Consider the following 4632-nt stretch of genomic DNA (forward strand, 5'->3'; position numbering starts at 1 on the left):
GAGCCACCTCATCCAGGCGGTCTGCTCCCCGATCCGCAACCCGCTGTCGCGCAACATGCGCTTCGCGACGGCCGTGCTCAGCTACGGCGTCGCCGGACCGCTCGGCCGCCTTGCCTCCCGATCCACCAAGGTGCCCACCAGCCCGATCACGTGGACGTACGCCGAGGGGCCGTGGTTCGACAACAACCTCGCGTTCCTGGAGCTGGCACCGACGTCGCTGCGCATGTGGTGGGTCAGCGGGAAGGTCGTCGACGGGGACCACGGAGCGCCGCAGCTGACCAAGGTCGCCGACTACACCCTGGGCGAGTAGGACTCTCGCGCCGCGGCGCGGTCCAGCAGGTCAGCGTGCGCGTCCGGCACCCGCGAGCACGCGTCCGTGGGCGCAGGCGCAGGCGTCCGAGCAGGGCAGGTAGCTGTGGACCGCGTGGCCGCACCCGGTGCACAACATGTCGTGCGAGAGATGTGTTCCGCTGGTGTCGACGGTGTCCCACATGGTCCTGCTCCTGGCTTCGTTGCTGGCGTCCCATCACCGTGACACGCGGGTGCCCGGTTCCTGACGAGATCTCGTGCGAACACGCCGAATGCGGTATGAAGATGGCCCGTTGGGACCATGCCGGCTGGTCATCCCGGGCGGGGTCCCTCACCCGTTCGGAGGTTCGTGCGCCGACGTCTGTACGCCGGACGGGCGCCGCCGTCAGAGGGTGACGGTGGCGTTGTCGCCGAGGTCGGGCTCGGCGTCGCTGAGCAGCCCCTTGGCCAGGCCGATCATCGTCGAGACCTTGCCGGGGGACTCCCAGTACTCCGCGGTCGCGCCGGTGACCTCGAGCAGCACGTTCTCGGGGTCGTCGGGGCCTCCCGACATGAAGATGCCGGCCGAGGCGTCCCACAGCTCGCGCAGCTTGTCGCGGTCCTCGTTGACGCGGGCGGTGCCGCTGAGCGACACCCAGCCCGCCTTGCTCGCGTAGGAGACGTTGACGCGCGGGTCGGCGGTGATGGCGTGCACCTTGTGGGTGTCCCGCTCGGTGATGAACCACACCGTCGACGGCGTCTCGAAGTCCTGGGTGCCCATGGGCAGCGACACCAGCGCACCGTCGGGAGCGTGGTGGGTCAGCACCGCGATCCGGGTCTCGCGCATGATCTCGGTGACGGTGCCGAGCTGGTCCTCGTGGGTTGTCATGGCCCGAGCCTGTCACCGACGGCGGGGACCCGGCTCACCCCGAGGAGGCGGGCCGGCCCGCGGTCGTGACGACCAGGACCAGCCCGCCGACCACGAGCGCCCAGAACGCGGGGCTGACCCCCGCGAACGAGAGCCCCGACGCGGCCACGAGGAACGTGACGGCCCCCGCCTCGCGGTGCTCGGGTCGCGACAGCGCGGACGTCGCAGCGGCGGCGAAGGTGCCGATCAGCGCGACACCCGCGACGGCGGTGATGACGCCGGGCGGGGCGGCCTCGCTGAGCGAGGTGACCAGCACGGACAGCGGCGCGAGACACAGGTACGACGCCCCGCAGGCGACCCCGGCGACCCACCTGCGCTCCCGGTCCGGGCCCGCCTCGGGTCCGGCCGCGAGCGCGGCGGAGATCGCGGCCAGGTTGATGCTGTAGCCACCGGCCGGTGCGGTCGCGACCGTCGCGACCCCCGCCCAGCCGAGCGCCTGACGCAGGGGAGCGCGGTAGCCGAAGGACTCCAGCACCGCGACCCCCGGGATGTTCTGCCCGGTCATGGTGACCAGGTAGAGGGTCAGGCCCAGCGCCACCACGGCTCCCAGGTCGAGCGCCGGGGTGGTCCACGTCAGCGCCGGGAGCAACGAGCCGTCCGGGAGGGGGCGACCGGCGACGGCGATGACCACGCCGGCGGTCACGAGCGCCCCGGGGACGGCCCAGCGTCGCGCCACCCGCAGCAGGACCAGCCAGGTGACCAGCACCGGGGCGATGGCCGCCGGCTCCTCGGCGAGCGCCCGGAACGGGGCCACGCACAGGGTGAGCAGCACCCCGGCCAGCATGCCGCTGGCGATGGCCGGCGGGATCCGGCCGACCCAGGTGCCGAGCGGCTTCACGACGGCGGTGAGCAGGTAGAGCACCCCGGCGAACCCGAACGCACCGACCGCCCCGGCCCAGCCCGTCGTGGGCACGGCGGCCCCCGCCAGCAGGGCCGCACCCGGCGTCGACCACGCCATGGTCACCGGGATCCGGTGCCGCAGCGACAGGACGACGCAGCCCAGGCCCATGGTCACCGACAGGACGGCGAGTCCCGACGCCGCCTGCTGCGGCGACGCACCCACGGCGGTCAGCCCGGTCAGGAGCACGGCGAAGGAGGAGGTGAAGCCGACGAGCGCGGTCACGATGCCGGCCACGACGGCGTGCGACGTGCCGGTCGCGGTCGTCGTACGGCTCATGCGTGGAGGGTAGGGGGCCCGGGGCCGCCCCCGACGACGGGACGGCCGCCGTGGACTGCGGCTGTCCGCGGGGTCTGGTTGGATCGACCCACATGCGAGGGTGACCGCGGGGGCGGTCGTACGGAGGGACACACATGACCACGACCGGGGCGCACGCAGCCGACAGCCACGACCTGATCCGTGTGCAGGGCGCGCGGGAGAACAACCTCAAGGACATCAGCGTCGAGCTGCCCAAGCGACGCCTGACGGTCTTCACCGGCGTCTCCGGCTCGGGCAAGAGCTCCTTGGTCTTCGCGACCATCGCGGCGGAGTCGCAGCGGATGATCAACGAGACCTACAGCGCCTTCGTGCAGGGCTTCATGCCCAGCCTGGCACGGCCCGAGGTCGACTACCTGGAGGGGCTCACGACGGCGATCATCGTCGACCAGGAGCGGATGGGCGCCAACCCGCGCTCGACGGTCGGCACCGCGACCGACGCCAACGCGATGCTGCGCATCCTCTTCAGCCGCCTCGGCACCCCCCACGTCGGACCGCCCACGGCGTACTCCTTCAACGTGCCCACGCGCCGTGCCGGCGGCGTGATGAGCACCGAGAAGGCCGGCCGCACCGAGAAGAAGGTGGTCAAGGACGCCGTCTACCTCGGCGGCATGTGCCCGCGCTGCGAGGGGATGGGCACGGTCAACGACATCGACCTGACCGCGCTGTACGACGACAGCTTGTCCCTGTCCGAGGGCGCCCTGACGATCCCGGGCTACTCGATGGACGGGTGGTACGGGCGGCTCTTCGAGGGCGTCGGGCTGCCGATGGACAAGCCCATCTCGTCGTTCACCAAGAAGCAGCTCGACACGATGCTCTACGCCGAGCCGACCAAGATCAAGGTCGAGGGCATCAACCTCACCTTCGACGGGATCATCCCCAAGATCCAGAAGTCGATGCTGTCGAAGGACCCCGAGGCGATGCAGCCGCACGTACGCCGCTTCGTCGAGCGTGCGGTCACCTTCCAGACCTGCCCGGAGTGCGACGGGACCCGGCTGACCCGCGAGGCCCTCTCGTCCAGGGTCGAGGGCAAGAACATCGCCGAGCTCTGCCAGATGCAGATCAGCGACCTGGCCGAGTGGGTCCGCGAGCTCGAGGAGCCATCGGTGGCGCCGCTGCTCAAGGGGCTTCAGCACCTGCTGGACTCGTTCACCGAGATCGGTCTCGGCTACCTCTCGCTCGACCGGCCCGCGGGCACCCTCTCCGGGGGAGAGGCCCAGCGCACCAAGATGATCCGCCACCTCGGCTCGTCGCTCACCGACGTCACCTACGTCTTCGACGAGCCCACGATCGGGCTGCACCCGCACGACATCGAGCGGATGAACCAGCTGCTCCTCCAGCTGCGCGACAAGGGCAACACCGTCCTCGTGGTGGAGCACAAGCCGGAGACGATCGCCATCGCCGACCACGTCGTCGACCTGGGTCCCGCCGCCGGCACGGCCGGGGGCGAGGTCTGCTTCGAGGGCAGCGTCGAGGCGTTGCGGGGCAGTGACACGACCACGGGGCGCCACCTCGACGACCGGGCCACGCTCAAGGACGCCCTGCGCACCCCGTCCGGGCAGCTGTCCGTCGAGGGAGCCTCCACCCACAACCTCAACGACGTCAGCGTCGACATCCCGCTCGGGGTGCTGTGCGTCGTCACCGGGGTCGCCGGCTCGGGCAAGAGCTCCCTGATCCACGGGTCGGTCGCCGGTCGGGACGGGGTGGTGGTCGTCGACCAGGGCGCGATCAAGGGGTCGCGGCGCAGCAACCCCGCGACGTACACCGGGCTCCTGGAGCCGATCCGCAAGGCCTTCGCCAAGGCCAACGGGGTCAAGCCGGCGCTCTTCAGCTCCAACTCGGAGGGCGCCTGCCCGACCTGCAACGGCGCCGGCGTGATCTACACCGAGCTCGGCGTGATGGCGACGGTCGAGTCACCCTGCGAGGAGTGCGAGGGCCGGCGCTTCCAGGCCTCGGTCCTCGAGTACACACTCGGCGGCAAGGACATCGCCCAGGTGCTCGCGATGTCGGTCACCGAGGCGGAGGAGTTCTTCGGCGACGGCGAGGCGAAGACCCCCGCGGCGCACAAGGTCCTCGCCCGGCTCCGCGACGTGGGGCTCGGCTACCTGAGCCTGGGACAACCCCTCACCACTCTGTCCGGCGGCGAGCGCCAGCGCCTCAAGCTGGCCACCCAGATGGCCGAGAAGGGTGACGTCTACATCCT

Annotated in this window: 3 protein-coding genes and 1 pseudogene; 2 read left to right on the top strand and 2 right to left on the bottom strand. The window is 71.3% G+C overall.

Annotated elements, in window-relative coordinates:
* Nucleotides 1-310: pseudogene (locus tag ACXJKL_RS15090) on the top strand (alkaline phosphatase D family protein); the annotation flags it as partial.
* Between the two features lie 384 nt (nucleotides 311-694).
* Here ACXJKL_RS15090 and ACXJKL_RS15095 read toward each other — a convergent pair.
* A complete protein-coding gene (locus tag ACXJKL_RS15095) occupies nucleotides 695-1177 on the bottom strand; it encodes a pyridoxamine 5'-phosphate oxidase family protein (protein ID WP_457207856.1) in 483 nt (160 codons plus the stop codon).
* A 34-nt stretch (nucleotides 1178-1211) separates the two neighbouring features.
* Nucleotides 1212-2393 carry a benzoate/H(+) symporter BenE family transporter gene (locus tag ACXJKL_RS15100; protein ID WP_457207857.1) on the bottom strand — a complete coding sequence of 394 codons (1182 nt, stop codon included), beginning with the start codon at nucleotides 2391-2393 and terminating at the stop codon, nucleotides 1212-1214.
* Nucleotides 2394-2527: 134 nt separating this feature from the next.
* Between ACXJKL_RS15100 and ACXJKL_RS15105 the strand changes: the two genes are divergently transcribed.
* A partial coding sequence (locus ACXJKL_RS15105) for an ATP-binding cassette domain-containing protein (protein WP_457207858.1) occupies nucleotides 2528-4632 on the top strand: 2105 nt, incomplete at its 3' end.

Source organism: Nocardioides sp. P5_C9_2, from assembly GCF_054049555.1.